Below are 17,734 nucleotides of genomic sequence, written 5' to 3' on the forward strand. Positions count from 1 at the left end.
GGTTTTCCTCGGTCTTCCTTTTTAATTCACGCATATCATTCACTCGTTTCTGTTTTGCATAGCCGCTATCAATGGTATCGACAGGGACACAAAGGAGGATTGTTCATTGAACACAAACCAACAAGCTAAGCCCAACAAAAAAGATGTACTGATCATCGGAGCAGGCGGTGTCGCTCAAGTGGTCGCGCATAAATGTGCGATGCACAATGATGTACTTGGTGAGATTCATATCGCCTCACGTACAAAAGACAAATGCGATGCCATCGCCCAAAGTGTAAAAGAAAAAGACAGCTTTAAGCAGGCTGCGGTCTTGCATACGCATCAAGTCGATGCGATGGACAGCCAAGCACTCGTGCAGCTGATACAAGACACCGGAATACAAATAGTCATCAATGTTGGTTCGGCATTTATCAATATGACCGTACTAGAAGCCTGCATTGAGACAGGTACTGCCTACATAGATACGGCTATTCATGAAGACCCACGTAAGATTTGTGAGACACCGCCATGGTACAACAACTATGAGTGGCAACGTAAAGAGCGCTGTGCAGACAACAATGTTACGGCCATTTTAGGTGCAGGGTTTGATCCTGGTATGGTCAACGCTTATGCGCGTCTTGGCTATGACATGATGGATGCAGGATCTGTGACGGATATCGATATCATTGATATCAATGCGGGCAGCCATGGCAAATACTTTGCGACCAACTTTGACCCAGAGATTAACTTCCGTGAGTTCACCGGTACGGTTTACTCTTGGCAAGACAGCAAGTGGCAGTCTAACAAAATGTTTGAAGTTAAACGTACGGACGACTTGCCAGTTGTAGGTGTGCAAAACAGCTATCTAAGCGGTCATGATGAAGTGCATTCATTGTCAGCTAACTTAGATGTACCAAACATTCGCTTTTGGATGGGCTTTGGTGAGCATTACATCAATGTCTTCACTGTCCTACAGAGCTTAGGATTGCTATCTGAGCAGCCAGTGATGACTGCTGAAGGCCAAGAAGTGGTACCACTGAAAGTTGTTAAAGCAGTACTACCAGATCCAAGCTCGCTTGCACCGAACTATACAGGCAAGACCTGTATCGGTGACAAAGTCAAAGGCAAAATCAATGGCGTTGAGACTGAAGTGTTTATCTACAATGTCTCAGATCATAAAGATGCTTACAATGAAGTTGGTAGCCAAGGTATCTCGTATACCGCAGGCGTGCCACCTGTTGCTGCTGCGATATTAGTCGCGACTGGCGAATGGGATGCAGGCAAAATGGTCAACGTCGAAGAGTTAGATGCCAAGCCATTTATCAATCTGCTAAATAAGATTGGTTTGCCAACGCGTATCAAAGATAGCGAAGGCGATAGAGCGCTTGAGTTTGATATTTAGTTAGTCATTATATCTATTCTAAAAGCCCATCTGACTTTAATTGAGTCAGGTGGGTTTTTTATTTTATAAAGAAAAAATAAATTGTCATTGTCTATTTAATTATACAGAATAAATTATCAAACGATAATGATTTTCAATATCATCTATATTAAAAATAAGGTAGTATTTCACTTTTGTATCATTCGCTAGACATTCTGTAAAGGTAGAAATTAGATGTTTGTCAGTGAATAAATGAGGGAGTAGTGAATGAGATACATACGATTTCTTCCTAAGAAGAAATGGGCCATAGCAGGCTTTACCTTTTTATTATATTCGGCGTCATTTCCTGCATTTGGTTCGGAGGCAACGATGCTAACGATTGAAAGTCCCTTAAAAGGCGATTTAAATCATTCCAACAGGGAAAACGCTGATATCAAGCCACAGCATAAGTCATTAGACTTTAGCGTTCCTTGCGATACAGGCGATTATCTAACCGGATATGTTGAGAGTGATAGAAGTATGATGACGCTAGATGTTATCGATGCCACAGGAAAAGTATCGCGCCGTTTGATTGATAATAAAAGTGGCAAACAACACTTCTATTCAGTAGCCGAAAACTGTGCAGAGACCTGGCGACTGTCTGGCTCAGGTGCTTATCAGATAGTGCTCGAACAACGTGTTAGTTTAGCAGAGCAAGATTTAAAAGGTTCTTTAGGAAATTCTCTAGACAGTTCTGACACGTTACTCAGCCCCAGAGTATCGGCATTACTTGAGTCATTGCAGAAAGGGCAGAGTACAGATCGCTTTTGGGCGGAAGTGGAAGTATTAGGTACACCGCTGATTGAAGACACAGCTTTGGGCACTGTGATGACGTTTTTAGCGCTAGGAGACTATCGCAATGTCAAGTTAATGGGTGGCCCGTCCACCAATCATGATGCATTGCAACGATTGGTAGACTCTGATACATGGTACAAAAGTTTTATTGTGCCAAACAACACGCACTTATCCTATCAGATTGCTCCCAATACCCCTGAGCCACCTCTGTCTGAGTTTGCTCGTAGAGTCGCCATAAAAGCCGTGGCTCAAGCCGATCCTTATAATCACCATTCATGGCCACGTTCAGCCACTGATAAGTACACAACCAAATCTACTATTACGTTAAAAGACGCACCAAATAGGCGTTGGATAAAAAGACAGGCAGAGGTTCCCAAAGGAGCGTTGTCTACCTTTAAATTTACCAATAGTACATTGGACAATACTCGCGATATCACCATTTACTCCCCAACTGTTAATAACAACAAGGAGAATAGTAAAGATGATGCGGTGCTGTTATATATCTTTGATGCGGAAGCCTATATTGATACGGTTGGATTGCCCACGATTTTAGATAATTTGATTGCAGAAGGTAAGGTTCCACCAGTGACAGCGGTGTTTATTAGCAATCCTGACAATGATGCCCGTGCACGTGAATTACCTGCCAACCCAATGTTTGCAGATGTATTGGCCAATGAGTTAGTACCACAAATAAATAAACGATTGCCAGTAGCGATACCAACGGATAGAACGGTCATTGCAGGGTCAAGTTATGGCGGTTTAGCAGCGACGACTATCGCACTACGTCACCCCGACATATTTGGCAATGTTATCTCTATGTCTGGGTCTTACTGGTGGCATCCAAAAGATCAGACAGCAGAAGATAAACACTTCGTAGCGTCTGAGGTAATAAAAATGGATAAGGCACCCGTTCGTTTCTTTTTGAGCGCAGGCGTGTTTGAAACGGCTCGTGGTAAAAGTGGTAGCAACGGTATATTGGGAACCAATCGTCATCTGCGAGACGTTTTATTGGCAAAAAGGTACGATACACATTATCAAGAGTATGCTGCAGGACATGATTACTTTGCTTGGCGAGGAATCATAGGAGATGGTTTGGTATCGCTTTTTCCGTCTAAGGAAAAGAAGTAATATCTCTTTTATTTAAACTAGCGCTAATGTTTAGCCTTTTACTACTAAATAAAATGATAGTGACTGAGTATTCATACTCTAACTTCTAATTTTCTATATAAAGTATTTTTTTAAAACCAACCTGCTAACAAGTAGCAAGTTGGTTTTAAATCGATTGTCATTAATTAGGATTATATTCTCTCAACGCCGCAATACGGTCATCAAGCGTTGGGTGTGAACGGAATAGATTGGCAATACTAAAGCCTTGCGTTTGTCCTGATGAGATCGCAAATGCTTTCATACTCTCAGGCATTTGATCTGGTCGCTGTGCAGAAGGACGAAGCGCATCAAGCGCCCTAATCATTTTTTCGCGGCTGGCCAATTTTGCGCCCATTTGATCCGCACGGAATTCACGTAAGCGTGAGAACCACATCACGATGGCAGATGCCAAAAATCCAAGTAAGATATCCATTACGATACTCGTAATAAAGTAACCAATACCTGGGCGGTCACTGGTATTTTTAAACACAGTACGGTCAACGAAACTACCGACAATGCGTGCAAAGAACATTACAAACGCATTGACCACGCCTTGAATAAGGGCAAGGGTTACCATGTCACCGTTCGCCACATGGCCAATCTCATGCGCCAGTACCGCTTCGACCTCATCCTGGTTCATATTTTGTAGTAGACCAGACGAAACCGCTACTAGGGCTTTATTTTTATTCCAACCAGTCGCAAAGGCATTTGGCTGCGAATTATCAAAGATACCAACCTCAGGCATACCAATATTTACGGCTCGCGCTTGTTTGGCGACTGTATCAACTAACCATTGCTCAGTAGCGGTGCGTGGCGATTCTATGACTACCGTACCAGTGGATCTTTTAGCCATCCACTTTGATATAAATAGCGACACCATCGAGCCGACCATACCGTAGATACCACACATAACGGCAAGGCTAGTGTAGTTAAGACCACCTGCGCTGTGCACACCACCGATTCCAAAAAACCTCGATAAAATACCAAACACAATGCTAAAGACCACGATCACTGCTAAGTTGGTCAATAAAAATAATCCAATACGCATCATGACGCTAATTTCCTATTTAAAGTGTTGGTATGGCCTAGATAGGCGGTTATCTAAGAGGTTTGTTTGCTATGATAGATTTTACTGTGGTTTTGACTGTAATGTTAGAAAAAATAGCTTTTTATAAGTGGTGACAGAGATAGGGTGATTATTTTGGGGAATGCCGTACAATACCTGACTGGTTTTAGCAGGTTAGAAAAGTAGTAGATGAGGAGTAGTGATTTTTGACAGAATTAAAGACGGTTGGGCTATTTGCGCTTACTGCATTGGCTGAGATTGCAGGATGTTATCTGCCTTATCTGTGGCTGCGAGAAGGCAAGTCAATCTGGCTGCTGATACCTGGTGCGCTGAGCTTAGTCGCGTTTGTTTGGCTGCTGTCATTACACCCAACTGCTGCGGGCAGGGTCTATGCTGCATATGGTGGTGTTTATATATGCATGGCGATTTTATGGTTGTGGACGGTCAATGGTATACGACCAACCATGTGGGATATAGTGGGTTCGGTAGTTGCGTTGCTGGGAATGGCGATTATTATGTTTGCGCCGCGCGGAGCTTAATCAAAACCTAAGCTCAATTAAAGACAGTGCTTAGCTAAAGGCCAATGACGAATCAAAAAAATACCAATCAAACGGCTAGGTCGGATTGGTATATTAATATATTGATTATTAATGTTTGCCTAAAATACTACCATTGTCGTCTTTCTTGGCTTGTTTGGCAGCTTTCTTCTCTTTAGCAGTCAAAAGGGGCTTTTTCTTAACGTTCTTCTTACTATCTTGACCTTTGCTCATCATCGTTTCCTTTTTTACAGCACACTACTCATTACGCAAAGTTAAGCGAATTCAAGACAGTGTGAATACAGCTAACATAGCTGTTTACTGAATAGAGTATAGGCTTAAGCTTTAGTAATAGATAGCGCTCGCACAATTCGTCTACGATTCAATTATCGTTCAAATTCTTTATGTTTACGGTTAGTCCTAGTTTATCAATTGATTCGTTCAATCAATCATTGTATTAATAAGTGCTTACTTACGGATACATGGCGATTTGCTATAATGCGTCATAAACCGATTCATAAACGCGGCAAACTCTTATTTATTAACATTTAGCACCATAGTGCTTACTGTTTTGGTCAAATTATTATGCGTATTCGTAAACTATTTAAATTTGAAAATGCTCACATCGTTCGTAATTGTAGTTCTGAGCGTTGTAAGCATTCGATTCATGGTCACAGCTATCAGATTGAGCTGATCCTTGAGGCCACTCGTTTAGACCATGGGCAAATGGTTTATGACTTTGGCCTACTAAAATCTTCTATCAAAGACATTATCGATAGCTTTGATCATGCCATTTGCTTTTGGAACAAAGATGATCCTGAGTATGTCGCAGCGTGTAAGAAATTTAGCGCACGTTGGATCAGCCTACCAGTTTCGCCATCGGCAGAGCAGTTTTCACGAGTGATATTCTTTTGGGCACAAGAAATACTACGTCAGACACAAATGCAAAATGGTGAAGCAGATGTCAGCGTGTACTCAGTGATTGCCCATGAGACGGCGACAGGGTATGCGCAGTGTTTTGCTGATGATGTTGCAAACGATCAAATGGGTAAACTAGTTCTAGAAGATTTTGAATTCAGTGAGCAGGTTCGTGCTGAGTGGACTGACTCTGAGCTGTATGCCAAGCTGATTCGCGGTGAAAGCTTTACCAATCCAACCGTGACCATGCAGGTTCAGACAGAGCAAGTACAAGCAGGTTCAGTCTGATGTGTGATGGTCAATCTATAGAAAATAGCAAATACCTAAAGACTCTGATATTAAACTCTGAGCAAGATACTCAAGCATTGGCTGAGCAATTAGCGACCTTGTCACTGACAGGTAGCGTGTGGCTGGCAGGTGACTTGGGCGCTGGTAAAACGACACTAACGCGTTATTGGTTACAAGCGCTTGGTCATACAGGTGCGGTGAAAAGCCCAACCTATACCTTGGTTGAGCCCTACAGTATTCAGCGAAAAGATGGTTCCATCAAACCAGTTTATCATGCAGACTTATATCGTCTGCAAGATCCAGAAGAGCTGTCTTTTATTGGGTTTGATGAGTATCTCGATGAGCCTGAAGCGCTAGTCATCATCGAATGGGCTAGCCGCGCGGATAGCTATTTGCCACCGCCTACGTTATTCATCGATATGACCCAAAGTGTAAGCGGTGATAACGACACTGAAGCACGCCAAGTGCAGTTGAGAGTGTCAAAGGCAGGTCAAGCGCAGGGTTTGGATTTATCACAACTTATCATCTAAATGAATATCTAAATTATACCAAACGCTACTTTCCAAAAATATGACATCTATAAATGCCAGATAATCATCCTAATACCCGTATTAAAAAACTATCGCCGTTGCTAATCAATCAATTAGCAGCAGGTGAGGTGGTGACCCGTCCAGCAGCAGTGGTCAAGGAGTTGCTGGAAAATGCCATCGATGCTGGTGCGACCAATATTGAGGTGCGCATCACTCAAGGTGGTATGGGTCTGATTGAGGTAGTGGATAATGGGGTCGGCATTCATCCTGATGACATGGTTATGGCCATCACTCGTCATGCGACCAGTAAGGTTGCTGACGTTGCTAATCTGCATGGTATTACGACGTTGGGTTTTCGCGGTGAAGCGTTAGCGGCGATGGCTGCTGTCTCTCGTTTGACCTTAACCAGTAGTCATGATGAGAGTGGTATTGGCCGTCAATTACAGGTCGCTGGCGTATTAGATGACACACCAAAACTGTTACCAGTTGTGCATAACTGCGGTACTACGATTGTCGTAAAAGATTTGTATTTCAATGTGCCTGCCCGCCGTGGCAATTTAAAATCTATTGCTACTGAGTTCGGGCATATTGAAACCATCGTCCGAGAGGTTGCACTGGCGCGTGCCGATGTTGCTTTGACACTTTTTCATGACAATAAACAGCGGCTATCATTATCTGCAAGTGCTATGAGTATTAGTGGCAATAATGACAGCCGCTTGCCACTGCCGCGTCTAGAACAAGCGACTGGTATGGCATTGACAGATAATGCATTAGCAATATCGATAGATTTGTCGAGTCTGGTACAGTCGTCTGTAGCGTACGATGATAGCAATGTTAATCAGGCAGCGATTAGTGGTTGGTTATGGCCGCTACATCATGACAAATCTGACTTACCCAAACTGATTTATGTAAATGGCAGACTGGTAAAAGAAGCATTGATTAGCAATCAAATACGTCAACTGGCACAAGGTGCGCAGCTAGCAGGTATGGGGTATGCACTGTATTTTGATTTACCAACGCAATGGTTGAATATCAATGTGCATCCATCTAAACAGCGTATCAAAATCAGTCCATTGAATAATATTATGGCGCACTTAGGCCATACAGTTCGTACGCAGTTGAAAACGATTGATGTAGCTAAGTTTGGGCTTGGAATTGATTCTGCATCTGCGTCCGTAGCGACGACAGAAACTGACAGCCAATACAAATCTGTGGAATGGGTAAATAATAATGCTTCTGAAGGTCGTTCGTCTGAAATGCCCATCTCAAGTAGTCAGTCTAGCAATAACCAAAGGCAGAATAATCAAGTAGAATCTACTAGACAGTCTTATCAGTCTACTGCAAACCAATCACTTTCAAGTAATCCTTTATTGCAAGAGTCAGCGCGATCTTATATCAATGAACGATCAGACCAAAGTAACAATAGTAACCACAGCACTTCACATTATTCTGATGGAGCAGCTACCTCTGCATCTTTACCAATTTGCTTAGATATCATTAACGATGTAGAAGCTGTTGACATGGACTTAAACACAGATGATAAAAAGCTACCTTGGTTATTATTTTATCACCAAGGGCAGTGTGCACTGATAAGTGCTAAAGACTGGCAGTTTAAAGTAAGCCAGTTGTTCGAATCACTTACCTCTAGTCAGCAAGTATTCAAAAAAGATAGATTGCCAAACAGTGCTACTGAGATTAATCAGCAACTTATAATGGTCAATGCGCAAATGTCTGCACAGGATTCAATGGTTTTTGTGAATGATCTTACTGGAATAATCATGAACAATGCTATTAAAGCGATAGACAGTCATCGCTTAGTAAAGCTAATGCTATCCTGAATATCTGAAAATAATTACAACATCTTAAAGCAATTAAACCAATCGATATCTGAGTTATCCATATATTATGAAAGGCCACTTTATGCAACATTCGTCTGATATCCTACCTCACAAACTGACGGATAACAGCGTGGTTTGTCTTATGGCACCAACTGCTAGCGGCAAGACGTCACTGGCGTACGAGCTATACGATACAGGTCGTTTTGAATTAATCTCAGTGGACTCAGCGCTGATATATCGTGACATGAACATTGGCACAGCCAAGCCAACAGCGGCTGAGCTGGCGCGTTATCCACATCATTTGGTCGATATCATCGATCCTACGCAAAGCTATAGCGTGGCGGAGTTTGTCAGTGACGTTGCTCGTCTTATTGACGAGTGTCACAGAAATGGCAAGATACCATTATTAGTAGGCGGTACCATGATGTATTACATGGCGCTACTCGATGGGTTGTCTCCTGTGCCCGATAGCGATGACAGCGTACGGGCGAGCGTAGAGCAGTGGCGTCAAGAGGAAGGTGTTAGCGCTCTATATGATTATTTGGGGAGTATAGACCCTATAAGTCATGAGCGCTTGAATGCTACTGATACTCAGCGTATCACGCGAGCAATTGAAGTCTATCTACAAACACATATTCCAATAAGTGACTGGCAGCGCAAGCCAAAGCAAGCATTGGCACATAATCCGAATCAGCAATGGCATGCGCTATCGGTAATGCCAGATCGTCCATGGCTACATAATCGTATCGAACAACGTCTAGATATCATGTGGAATGAAGGGCTAGTGGCTGAAGTCATAGACTTACTAAAAAAGTATCCGCTCACGCCTAATATACCTTCGATGCGCTGTGTGGGCTACAGGCAAGTACTAGAATACTTGGTGCATATTGAGCATCCGATATTTGATGAGACTCATCTAGATAAAGCTCAATTTTATGAAGCTTTTGAAAAGCATATAGCTGTCAACGGAGAAAAAGAAATCTCAGATAATGTTGCTCAGTCAGCTACTCAACCAAATATGGCTAACCAAGAGACCGAGGCGCTTGCTTGTCAGGAAATGCAAAATAAGGCATTATATGCTACAAGACAGCTAGCAAAACGTCAGTACACATGGCTAAGAAAGGTAATGCAATTGCCTAGCGCATCATCGAATGGGACAGTAGAGTTTGAGAGCGGGGCTGATGCTAGCAGTCGTATGATATTACAAACGTTTGAAACCATGGCCGAAGCACGAGAGTACTTGTCTTAAGGTGCAATGATAGCTAACACAATTAGTTTCAAAAATTGACATAGATAGCTGTTATAATTTGGCTCAGTGCGTTGAGCCTTGTTATGATGTCTGGTTTATAGACTTTTGTAGACAGAAAGTATTAACGAAACAACTAGTTACTTAATTATTTACAATAATAACGTATTCGCGATAAAGTGGAATCACTTAAGAGCAATGAATATTTATTTAGATACGTTTTATAAAGAAAACACCTTATTGTATCTACCTTTTAGCCATTATAATTAAATTAACACTTAAAATAATTGGCACTCAAAACATAACTATATAATATTTAGGAGAGATTTCATGTCAAAAGGACAAACTTTACAAGATCCGTTCTTGAACTCGCTGCGCAAAGACCGCATTCCTGTCTCTATTTTTTTGGTAAATGGTATTAAATTACAAGGCCAAATTGAATCATTTGATCAATATGTCGTTCTCCTGAAAAACACAGTGAGCCAAATGGTATATAAGCATGCCATTTCAACAGTCGTGCCAGCACGTAACCCACGTAGTAGCACAACGACAGGTACAAGTGCTCAGCCTCAGAGCGCAGCACCGACTGGATATCAAGGCGGTGGCTTTGAACGTGGTAGCAACCCTGCTGCTGGCGGCTTTGAAGAACGTGGTTTTGCATCGAGTCGCAGTGGATTTAATCGCGGTGGTTTTAGCCAAGGTCAAGATCGTGGTTTTGAACGCGGTAGCTTTGGACAAGGTCAAGAGCGCGGCTTCGAGCGTGGTGGCTTCGGTCAAGATCGTGGGTTTGATACCACGGCAGATAACACAGGCTTTGAAGATAAGCCAAACGACGGTTCTAATGATAGCAATAGCTAACGTATTGAATTAATCGAGCGTGTTGTCTGAAAAAACATTAAGACATGATTTATTCGTTTAAAACCTGCTAATAATAGTGGGTTTTTTTTGTATAGATAGCAGCAAGCTCTTTTATTCCGTATGCAGCACTATATTAGTGTAGATTTTGTAGACTATTACTAATATGAAACATAGTGTAGTAAAATAGCGTATTGATTCATTATAAAAATAGAGCGGATTCATGAGTGATACCAAAAACAACTTAACCCATGAGCAATTTATTACCACTGCTATCGAGGCCATTAATACAGAGATATCTGCGTTAGCACTGCTAACAGAGCAGATTGACGACAGATTTGCACAAGCATGTGACATCATCCTGACTTGTAAGGGTCGAGTGGTGGTCACGGGCATGGGCAAATCAGGATTAATTGGACGCAAGATAGCAGCGACTTTTGCCTCAACGGGTACGCCTGCTTTTTTTATGCATCCTGGTGAAGCGGGGCATGGCGACTTGGGAATGCTTGTGAAAGGTGATGTACTGCTTGCTATTTCAAACTCAGGTGAGTCAGATGAAATCAAGATGCTACTGCCAGTTGTTAAGCATCTAAATATCCCTCTTATCAGTATCAGTCGTGATAAGCGCGGTATGTTACCACGAGCAGCTGACATTGTATTAACGCTCGGTCAGTCGCAAGAGGCTTGTCCACTTAATCTAGCGCCTACCTCCAGTACGACAGCTACTTTAGCGCTCGGGGATGCGTTAGCGGTTGCTTTAGTACACGCACGTAATTTCACTTCTGAAGATTTTGCATTATCGCATCCTGCTGGTGCCTTGGGTCGTCAGCTATTGACGCGTGTTGAAGATTTGATGCACACCAATTCAGAAAACTTGCCTTTGATTCATCAGCAAGCCCCATTGCAACAAGCTTTATTTACTATGTCTGCCGGACGACTGGGCATGACAGTGGTGACTGATGATAACAATAAGGTCGTCGGTGTGTTCACAGATGGTGACTTGCGCCGAGGGTTAGAGAAAGGCATCGATCTACAAACGCCAATGCATGAAGTAATGGTCAGTAATCCACGCCATATCAGTAAAACGATGCGTGCGTCAGATGCGCTTAGTGTCATGAATGAGAGTGGTATTAGCCAGTTATTGATTATTGATGATGAAGATCGTTTAGAAGCTATTATTACCGTGCATGATTTGCTGCAAGCTGGGGTCAAATAAGGTTTGTGAGTTGCCGTTGAAATAGTTAAGCTATATAGAATAACGCTTCGAAAATAAATATTAAAAAGAGACAAATAATGCAGGACTTGATACAGAAAGCTGGACAAGTAAAACTATTGGTCATGGATGTTGATGGTATTTTATCCAATGGTCAAATTATCTATGATGCCAATGGTGTTGAGACCAAAGCGTTCTCAGTACATGATGGTGTGGGTGTTAAGTCGTTAGCACGCTACGGTATTTTGACAGCCATTATTACGGGCCGTAGTAGTGCAATGGTGAATAAGCGCGCAGCAGAAATGGGCGTCAACCATGTGGTGCAAGGCCGTGATGATAAGCTTGTTGCGCTAAACGAGCTGCTATCTTCTCTAGATCCTGCCCTGAATATCACTGCTGCTGACTGTGCCTATATGGGCGATGATTTACCAGATATCAAAGCAATGCAAACAGTAGGCTTTGCGGCAACCGTACCTAATGCGCATGCTGAAGTCATCAAGCGCAGTGACATGGTAACGACTCGTGCTGGCGGTACTGGTGCAGTGCGCGAGATATGTGACCTTATTTTAAAAGGTCATGGACATTATCAAGACTTTATCGCGCATTACACGCTTGATGAGGCGCAAACTCAGGATAACCAGTCGTGAATACACGTGTCTTAATTGTATTAGCCTTAATTATTGCTGGTATCGCAGGTTGGTTTTTTCAGCAGCAAGGCGACGTAACGCCGCCAGTCAATATTGAAACAACAGATGTCGATTATGAAGCCACTGATATCAAAGCCGTGCAGACCAATGAACAAGGTGAAACCGAATACGAGCTTACCGCTGAGTCTTTGACGCATAATCCTGAGACCAATCAGGATGAAATGTCAGGCATTACCATGAATTGGGAACCATCTGCAGAGCAACGCTATCGTATTCAAGCGGGCAGTGCAGCTATTAGTCAACAGACAGGGGAGCTTAGTTTATCAGGTGGATTTACACTGGTGAGCGAAGGCAATAAGAGTACCCCTGAGATCGAACCGATAAAAGTGACTGGTAGTACGCTAAAAGGTAATACGAAATCAGGCAAAGTATACAGTGACGCGCCTGTGAAAATCGAACAAGGCATGAATCGATTTGAAGCCTCTAGTATGACTGCCAATCTTGAAACGGGTGAATATGAATTTGGCCAAGTTGCTGTTGCCTTTTCTCCATCTGAACGCCAAGACAAAGCATTGTTTTAATCAAAGTCTTTCTTATTTACTGTGTCAAAAAATAGCAGCTAGCATAAAGTTTGCAAATCCTACCACCTATTATGAAATGAGTTATTTATATGAAACTTAAATTTTTGCCTACTTTACGCGCATCAGCACTCTGCTTGCATAAATTGCGCACACTGCCAATGGTGATGTTATTGGCGCTACCGCTATATAGTCATGCGTTGCCATCAGATTCTAATCAGCAGATTAAATTGCTAGCGGATAAAGCCACTTATAGTGAGCGTACCGGCGTGACCAGTTATGCAGGTAATGTCATTATCACTCAAGGTACGTTTAAGATGACGGCTGACAACATCACGGTCAATCTTTCTCAGCAGCGTAGCATTAACTCAGCAGTAGCAACTGGCCGTCCAGCGACTATGCAGCAAGTAGTCACGCAAGAAAAGGGCTTGGCAAAAGGGCAGGCTAATAAGATTGACTACAATGCAGTGTCTGGGATTATTACGCTAACTGGCAATGCAAAGTTGGTTCAGAATGGTGCAAGCTTCGCTGGTAACGTCATTCGTTATAGCCTAAAAGCAGGTGATGTTGAAGCGACTGCTGGTGGTAATCAGCGCGTTGAATTGGTATTCCCGCCTAACAATGGTACAAATCAGAGTGGCGTACGTTAATCCAAATAAACAGGCTATGAGTAAATCAGTCTGCCTTTAGCAATGCTTAAATTTTGTGAAAGTAAGAGTAAGTTATGAGCGATGATAAAAATCTAGACCTATCGGCATCAAATACTAATACGGCGCCTGTCGCTCGATTGACTATGCAAAATCTAGGCAAGCGCTATGGAAAGCGTTGGGTGGTCAAAGACGTTTCATTTTCTGTCGAACAGGGTCAAGTTGTCGGATTGTTGGGGCCTAACGGTGCTGGTAAAACGACAAGTTTCTATATGGTGGTGGGACTGGTCAATATGGATAAGGGCCGTGTTACGCTAGGTAAAATGGATTTATCTAAATACGCAATGCACGAGCGTGCGCGTGCGGGTATCGGCTATCTACCACAAGAGGCATCAATCTTTCGTAAATTATCTATCGAAGATAATATCTTAGCTATCCTACAGACTCGTAAAGAATTAAGTAAAGCTGAACAGCATCAAGAACTTGAAAAGTTGATTGGCGAGTTCCATTTAGAACATGTGCGCAAGTCTCAGGGTATGAGCGTGTCAGGCGGTGAGCGTCGACGCTGTGAGATTGCGCGAGCATTGGCCGCTGATCCTAAGTTTATCTTATTAGATGAACCTTTCGCAGGGGTAGATCCTATCTCTGTCGGTGATATTAAAGACGTTATTTTGACGCTTAAAAATCGCGGTATTGGCGTTTTAATCACCGATCATAATGTTCGAGATACATTGGCGATTTGTGAAAAGGCTTATATCGTATCAGAAGGCGCTATCATTGCAGAAGGCACTTCGGCTGAAGTGTTAGAAAATGATTTAGTGAAATCCGTTTATCTAGGTAAAGACTTTCAAGTATAAGTGAGAGCGTTAAGTTGCTTATCTCATACTCTATTTTATATAGTGCGCTCAAAACAAAAAGGTGCCGTTAAAGTAGAGTTGTGCTGGCATAGGTTTTCCTTACTTCCTCTGCATTTTGCCTTCAAAACGCTGCGTAAAGTTATACTAACAACTTTATATTTTCTAATTAACTAATAGAGCTGGTTAACACTATTCTATATAGAGCCTGTAAGCCAGTTACTACTTATATCTACAATTAACATCTCTACAATTAATATCATCCTCTTTCAAGTACAGCTTGTAAAACTAAAGGCTGACTTATCATAACAAATATTTTTGAATCAGCGCTTATAAAGCGTGACAATACTTTCTTCATTATTCTCGATTGACCCTCTGAATAAGGCTTATAAGCTATGGCAAAAAATAAAAGCAGCTATGTCTGTCAGCATTGCGGTGCGCATTTTGGTAAATGGGCCGGGCAGTGTACGGATTGCGGGGAATGGAATAGCTTGGTCGAAGCCCCAAATGTCAGCATGCCTCATCACAATAAGAGCACCGCGAAGCCTAATAACGCACGAGCTGCTACTCGTGGTACCAGTGCGCCAGCTGGTAACTACTCTGGTACTCACAGTGCTGTCATGCCGCTTAATGCAGTAAGTGTGACGCTCGACACACGCCTACCAACTGGTATCAGTGAGTTCGATCGCGTACTGGGTGGTGGGTTAGTGGCGGGTTCCGTAGTGTTAATCGGCGGTGATCCAGGTATTGGTAAATCAACGATCTTGCTGCAAACGGCGACCAATATGGCACGGGCGGATTCACTAGCAGGTAGTGCACTATATGTGACGGGTGAAGAATCACTTGCGCAGGTAGCCATGCGAGCCAAACGTTTAGACTTGCCTGCTGATAGACTGCGTGTACTGGCCGAAACTAACGTAGAAACTATCTGCGCTGCATTAACGCAAGAGCAGCCCGCCATTGCTATTATTGATTCTATTCAGACAATTTATACGGACGCTATCAACTCTGCACCAGGTGGTGTCAGTCAGATTAGAGAGTCTGCTGCAATTTTGACCCGCTATGCTAAGCAAACGGGAACGGCACTATTTTTAGTAGGACATGTAACCAAAGAAGGTACGCTAGCGGGTCCGCGAGTATTGGAGCATATGGTTGATACCGTACTTTATTTTGAAGGCCAGTCTGACTCACGTTTTCGTATGATCCGTGCGGTCAAAAATCGCTTTGGTGCGGTTAATGAATTGGGTATCTTTGGTATGACTGATATGGGGCTCAAAGAAGTCGCCAATCCATCAGCGATATTTTTAAGTCGTTACGATAAACCTGTTGCTGGATCTGTAGTAATGGTCAGCCGTGAAGGTACAAGGCCGTTACTAGTAGAAGTGCAGGCCTTGGTCGATGATTCACAAGGTTCGCCTAGAAGAATGGCGCTAGGTTTAGACTTCCAACGTTTATCCATGTTGCTAGCAGTGATGCATCGTCACGGCGGAATACATACCAGTGGACAAGATGTCTATGTCAACGTCGTTGGTGGCGTCAAAGTCATAGAGACAGGATCTGATTTGGCCGTACTGTTGGCTTGTGCTTCAAGTATTAAAGAGAGAGCGTTACCATCTTCATTAGCAGTATTCGGCGAAGTCGGTCTATCTGGTGAAATCCGCCCAGTACCTAATGGACAAGAGCGCCTGAAGGAAGCGATGAAACATGGGTTTAAGCATGCCATCATTCCAAAGGCCAATGCGCCTGCTAAAGATGCGCCTCAGTTTAAAGGTATCAATGTGATTGCTGTTGAGCGACTCGATGATGCTATCGAAAGCGCCTTTGAGTTATAAGTTATATAGAATTAGTAGTACTTTGTTTTGAGTAGTTTAGTCGCTACTGTTAGTTTGGAACGATAAATATAGACCATAAAAAAGCCTAACTAATGATGAGTTAGGCTTTTTTTGCTAGATAGGCTAGCAATATTATTGGTCTTTAAAACTGATACCTAAAGTTAAGGTCCTGCAACGCGCTCAATAGCAACGTTACCCACGCCTTTACTCGTAATACCGAGTTTTTTGGCGGCACCATAAGATAAGTCTAATACACGGTTACCATGAAATGGGCCACGATCGTTCACTTTTACCACGACACTTTTACCATTGGTCTTGTTAGTGACTTTGACATAGCAGTTCAATGGTAATGAGCGATGCGCTGCAGTTAAACCGTTCATGTCAAAAGTTTCGCCACTGGCAGTCTTGCGACCATGAAACTTACGACCATACCAAGACGCAAGACCAGTCTGCTTGAACTTACTGACAGAGTTAGAAGCAACAGCTGTTAAGCGCTCTAATACATCTTCATCATTGGTAACTTGTGTCGTATCATTGGCTAACAATGAGCTGCTAAGTGCCAATGAAGTCGGCTGACGGGCTGACTTTACCAAACTTGATGCACCATCATGCTGACGGCTTAGTTCACCAAGTACACGGTCAATGTGGGAGGCGTTATCTTGCGAAATCATAGCAAGTGTGGTCTTTGCTTCTACAGCATTTGCATTGGTAGCGACTGCAGAGCCAGCAAATAACATTGCTGACATTGTAAGTAAACCAGATAAACGCTTGTTCATAAATACCTCTATAACTTATACATCAAAACCTAACTCTAAATATTTTAGATTGAGCATGGTATTAATCTATTATTTTCATATTGATTAATGCGTGGCTCTTATAGATATTAATATATGGTAATTTTTCATTTCATTATCATCAGTGTTCAGCAGAAATAGAGCTAAAGCGACTGATGATACGCTCAAATGATAGTTAGCGATAAGCATTGAATACAAAGTCCAAAATCAGGACTGAGTGACAATGTCACTATATGTCGTATTTACATGATGTGCGATCTACAAACTTTTTTAGAATGCTACGTTAATAAAAGGTTCAGAGGACATCGCGTATCGCTTTGTTATCAAACCGTTAATTAAGTAGTGTATTTGAAAGTCTGGAATCTACAAGATGCTAACTATACGGCTACGCTACAACCTAAATATATTTAAATGCAAAGTTTATTAGTAGCTATGTACGGGTTATGTATCAGAGTACAGTAAAACGAGGTTAACGCAATTTTTTGTAAAAAACAAGGAATAAAATCTTTCTGAACTTATAGGCGATTAACTCATATTGAAAATCATGTCTAT

At 42.4% G+C, this 17,734-nt stretch carries 16 protein-coding genes and 1 pseudogene; 14 read left to right on the top strand and 3 right to left on the bottom strand.

Features of this window, described 5'->3' with window-relative positions; translation table 11 throughout:
- The first annotated feature begins 106 nt into the window (after window positions 1-106).
- Complete coding sequence (locus tag CXF62_RS11960; protein WP_102091503.1) at window positions 107-1,381, top strand: saccharopine dehydrogenase family protein; 1,275 nt, start codon at window positions 107-109, stop codon at window positions 1,379-1,381.
- A gap of 246 nt (window positions 1,382-1,627) precedes the next feature.
- Window positions 1,628-3,322 (top strand): alpha/beta hydrolase-fold protein, encoded by a 1,695-nt coding sequence (locus CXF62_RS11965; protein ID WP_102094532.1) that lies wholly within the window; start codon window positions 1,628-1,630, stop codon window positions 3,320-3,322.
- Window positions 3,323-3,482: 160 nt separating this feature from the next.
- Here CXF62_RS11965 and htpX read toward each other — a convergent pair whose 3' ends face one another.
- A complete protein-coding gene (gene htpX, locus CXF62_RS11970) occupies window positions 3,483-4,391 on the bottom strand; it encodes a protease HtpX (protein WP_102094533.1) in 909 nt (302 codons plus the stop codon).
- A gap of 221 nt (window positions 4,392-4,612) precedes the next feature.
- Between htpX and CXF62_RS11975 the strand changes: the two genes are divergently transcribed.
- The gene (locus CXF62_RS11975; protein ID WP_057760460.1) at window positions 4,613-4,945 is read left to right on the top strand and encodes a YnfA family protein; all 333 of its coding nucleotides are present in this window, start codon (window positions 4,613-4,615) and stop codon (window positions 4,943-4,945) included.
- Window positions 4,946-5,053: 108 nt separating this feature from the next.
- Here the strand turns inward: CXF62_RS11975 and CXF62_RS14945 are convergent, their stop codons facing one another.
- Window positions 5,054-5,176: a hypothetical protein gene (locus tag CXF62_RS14945; RefSeq protein ID WP_021815223.1), complete on the bottom strand. Its 123-nt coding sequence runs from the start codon at window positions 5,174-5,176 to the stop codon at window positions 5,054-5,056.
- A gap of 351 nt (window positions 5,177-5,527) precedes the next feature.
- Between CXF62_RS14945 and CXF62_RS11980 the strand changes: the two genes are divergently transcribed.
- The 11 genes from CXF62_RS11980 to radA all read left to right on the top strand — a co-directional run bounded on the left by CXF62_RS11980 (window position 5,528) and on the right by radA (window position 16,388).
- Window positions 5,528-6,148 carry a 6-pyruvoyl trahydropterin synthase family protein gene (locus CXF62_RS11980; RefSeq protein WP_102091507.1) on the top strand — a complete coding sequence of 207 codons (621 nt, stop codon included), beginning with the start codon at window positions 5,528-5,530 and terminating at the stop codon, window positions 6,146-6,148.
- The gene (tsaE, locus tag CXF62_RS11985) at window positions 6,148-6,678 is read left to right on the top strand and encodes a tRNA (adenosine(37)-N6)-threonylcarbamoyltransferase complex ATPase subunit type 1 TsaE (protein ID WP_102094534.1); all 531 of its coding nucleotides are present in this window, start codon (window positions 6,148-6,150) and stop codon (window positions 6,676-6,678) included. Before CXF62_RS11980 ends, tsaE begins: the two co-directional genes overlap by 1 nt.
- Before the next feature lie 53 nt (window positions 6,679-6,731).
- Window positions 6,732-8,516: a DNA mismatch repair endonuclease MutL gene (gene mutL, locus CXF62_RS11990; RefSeq protein WP_102094535.1), complete on the top strand. Its 1,785-nt coding sequence runs from the start codon at window positions 6,732-6,734 to the stop codon at window positions 8,514-8,516.
- 82 nt (window positions 8,517-8,598) lie between these two features.
- Window positions 8,599-9,765, top strand: a complete 1,167-nt coding sequence (gene miaA / locus CXF62_RS11995) for a tRNA (adenosine(37)-N6)-dimethylallyltransferase MiaA (protein ID WP_102094536.1) — start codon at window positions 8,599-8,601, stop codon at window positions 9,763-9,765.
- Between the two features lie 327 nt (window positions 9,766-10,092).
- A complete protein-coding gene (gene hfq, locus CXF62_RS12000; RefSeq protein ID WP_102094537.1) occupies window positions 10,093-10,620 on the top strand; it encodes an RNA chaperone Hfq in 528 nt (175 codons plus the stop codon).
- Window positions 10,621-10,840: 220 nt separating this feature from the next.
- Window positions 10,841-11,833 (top strand): KpsF/GutQ family sugar-phosphate isomerase, encoded by a 993-nt coding sequence (locus tag CXF62_RS12005; RefSeq protein WP_102094538.1) that lies wholly within the window; start codon window positions 10,841-10,843, stop codon window positions 11,831-11,833.
- Between the two features lie 77 nt (window positions 11,834-11,910).
- On the top strand, window positions 11,911-12,477 hold the full coding sequence (locus CXF62_RS12010) for a KdsC family phosphatase (protein ID WP_102094539.1): 567 nt from the start codon (window positions 11,911-11,913) through the stop codon (window positions 12,475-12,477).
- A complete protein-coding gene (gene lptC / locus CXF62_RS12015) occupies window positions 12,474-13,058 on the top strand; it encodes an LPS export ABC transporter periplasmic protein LptC (protein ID WP_102094540.1) in 585 nt (194 codons plus the stop codon). Before CXF62_RS12010 ends, lptC begins: the two co-directional genes overlap by 4 nt.
- Window positions 13,059-13,216: 158 nt before the next feature.
- Window positions 13,217-13,705 (top strand): lipopolysaccharide transport periplasmic protein LptA, encoded by a 489-nt coding sequence (gene lptA / locus CXF62_RS12020; RefSeq protein WP_179799007.1) that lies wholly within the window; start codon window positions 13,217-13,219, stop codon window positions 13,703-13,705.
- A gap of 143 nt (window positions 13,706-13,848) precedes the next feature.
- On the top strand, window positions 13,849-14,559 hold the full coding sequence (lptB, locus tag CXF62_RS12025; protein ID WP_371547716.1) for an LPS export ABC transporter ATP-binding protein: 711 nt from the start codon (window positions 13,849-13,851) through the stop codon (window positions 14,557-14,559).
- A 392-nt stretch (window positions 14,560-14,951) separates the two neighbouring features.
- Window positions 14,952-16,388 (top strand): DNA repair protein RadA, encoded by a 1,437-nt coding sequence (gene radA / locus CXF62_RS12030; RefSeq protein WP_102094543.1) that lies wholly within the window; start codon window positions 14,952-14,954, stop codon window positions 16,386-16,388.
- A 161-nt stretch (window positions 16,389-16,549) separates the two neighbouring features.
- Here the strand turns inward: radA and CXF62_RS15015 are convergent.
- A pseudogene (locus CXF62_RS15015) lies at window positions 16,550-16,891 on the bottom strand (septal ring lytic transglycosylase RlpA family protein); the annotation flags it as partial.
- Window positions 16,892-17,734 lie beyond the last annotated feature (843 nt).

Source organism: Psychrobacter sp. MES7-P7E (genome assembly GCF_002863645.1).
GTDB lineage: Bacteria > Pseudomonadota > Gammaproteobacteria > Pseudomonadales > Moraxellaceae > Psychrobacter.

Coding starts and splice junctions, on each gene's coding strand:
- CXF62_RS11965 (WP_102094532.1), top strand. CDS start 1,628: ATGAGATACATACGATTTCTTCCTAAGAAGAAATGGGCCATAGCAGGC.
- htpX (WP_102094533.1), bottom strand. CDS start 4,391: ATGATGCGTATTGGATTATTTTTATTGACCAACTTAGCAGTGATCGTG.
- CXF62_RS14945 (WP_021815223.1), bottom strand. CDS start 5,176: ATGAGCAAAGGTCAAGATAGTAAGAAGAACGTTAAGAAAAAGCCCCTT.
- CXF62_RS11980 (WP_102091507.1), top strand. CDS start 5,528: ATGCGTATTCGTAAACTATTTAAATTTGAAAATGCTCACATCGTTCGT.
- tsaE (WP_102094534.1), top strand. CDS start 6,148: ATGTGTGATGGTCAATCTATAGAAAATAGCAAATACCTAAAGACTCTG.
- mutL (WP_102094535.1), top strand. CDS start 6,732: ATGCCAGATAATCATCCTAATACCCGTATTAAAAAACTATCGCCGTTG.
- miaA (WP_102094536.1), top strand. CDS start 8,599: ATGCAACATTCGTCTGATATCCTACCTCACAAACTGACGGATAACAGC.
- hfq (WP_102094537.1), top strand. CDS start 10,093: ATGTCAAAAGGACAAACTTTACAAGATCCGTTCTTGAACTCGCTGCGC.
- CXF62_RS12005 (WP_102094538.1), top strand. CDS start 10,841: ATGAGTGATACCAAAAACAACTTAACCCATGAGCAATTTATTACCACT.
- CXF62_RS12010 (WP_102094539.1), top strand. CDS start 11,911: ATGCAGGACTTGATACAGAAAGCTGGACAAGTAAAACTATTGGTCATG.
- lptA (WP_179799007.1), top strand. CDS start 13,217: ATGGTGATGTTATTGGCGCTACCGCTATATAGTCATGCGTTGCCATCA.
- lptB (WP_371547716.1), top strand. CDS start 13,849: ATGCAAAATCTAGGCAAGCGCTATGGAAAGCGTTGGGTGGTCAAAGAC.
- radA (WP_102094543.1), top strand. CDS start 14,952: ATGGCAAAAAATAAAAGCAGCTATGTCTGTCAGCATTGCGGTGCGCAT.